Origin of the sequence: Acidovorax facilis (assembly GCF_023913775.1) — a bacterium.
Taxonomy (GTDB): Bacteria; Pseudomonadota; Gammaproteobacteria; order Burkholderiales; family Burkholderiaceae_C; genus Acidovorax; species Acidovorax facilis.
The window spans coordinates 1-1,296 of sequence record NZ_JAMXAX010000287.1 but is presented as its reverse complement, the minus strand read 5'-3'; the positions used below and the strand labels follow the sequence as shown (position 1 = coordinate 1,296).

Genomic DNA, 1,296 nt, shown 5'->3' with positions numbered 1-1,296 from the left:
CTGTCATGGTCCAATGAAATAGGACACCTCGATAGGGGCCCATAGACCCCAGAGGAAATGACGAACATGAAAGACAAAAGAGCGCGCAGGGCGTTTGACGCAGCCTTCAAGCTGCAAGTGGTCAAGATGGTCCGAGAACAGAATCTGAGCGTGGCTCAGGTCAGCAAGGATCTGGATCTGGTTGACAGCGCGGTGCGCCGCTGGCTGGCGCAGTACGACGAAGAGGCGGCCGGGCGCCCAGGCGTTGGCAAGCCATTGACGGCCGAGCAGCAACGCATTCGGCAATTGGAGTCTCAGGTCAGGCAACTGCAATCGGACAATGAACTCTTAAAAAAAGCGTCGGCCTTCTTCGCCCGGGAAATGAAATGATTCAGGACCTGATGAGTGCGCAAGCACAGGCGCAGAAGGCCACGATAAGCCAGTGGTGCAGGGTGTTGGGCATGAGCCGCTCGGGCTGGTACGCGGCGCGCAAGCGCGCCACCACAAAGGCTGCAGTGAGCCCACTGAGCCCACTGAGCCTTCAGGCCAAAGCAGTCTTCCATGCCAGTGGGAGCAGCTACGGCAGTCGCCGCCTGAGTGCACAGCTGAAATTGCAAGGCTGGGCTGTTGGGCGCCACAAAGCACGCACTCTGATGGCCGCGCACGGGCTGCGAGCACGCTGGCGGCGCAAGTTCACGCACACCACCGACAGCCGCCATGGTTTGGCCGTTGCAGACAACGTACTGCAGCGCCAGTTCAAACCTGACAAGCCCAACCTGACATGGGCCAGCGACATCACCTACGTTCGCACACGCAGTGGCTGGCTCTATCTGGCGGTGGTGCTGGACCTGTTCTCCAGAAAAGTAGTGGGCTGGGCCATGGCTCCGAGCATGCCAGCACAGCTGGTGTGCGAGGCGCTGCGCATGGCCATCGCAAGCCGCCGGCCCAAGCCAGGATTGCTGGTTCATTCGGACCGAGGCAGTCAGTACGCCAGCGAGCTGCACATGGGGTTGCTGGAGAGCCATGGCCTGGTGTGCAGCATGAGTCGCAAGGGCAACTGCTGGGACAACGCAGTGATGGAGAGATTCTTCCTGAACTTGAAGATGGAGCGTGTCTGGCAGCGCGACTATGCAAACCATGCCGAGGCCCAGGCGGACATCGCAGACTACATCGTGGGCTTCTACAACCCTATCAGGCTGCACTCCACGCTGGGATACCAGTCACCCAATAGCTACGAGATGCAGCAGGCGTTGGCAGCTCACTCAGCTTGAACGAACTTCCCCTATCGGAATGTCTGAAAAAACTTGACCACGACAA

At 59.5% G+C, this 1,296-nt stretch carries 1 protein-coding gene; it reads left to right on the top strand.

Going from position 1 to position 1,296, the window contains the following annotated elements:
- Window positions 1–57: 57 nt before the first annotated feature.
- Window positions 58–1,250, top strand: a protein-coding gene (locus tag NFX52_RS30190; protein ID WP_369801303.1) for an IS3 family transposase whose coding sequence is annotated in 2 segments (ribosomal slippage) — window positions 58–340 and window positions 340–1,250 — 1,194 coding nt in all. Because the reading frame shifts where the segments join, the coding sequence is not laid out codon by codon here.
- Window positions 1,251–1,296 lie beyond the last annotated feature (46 nt).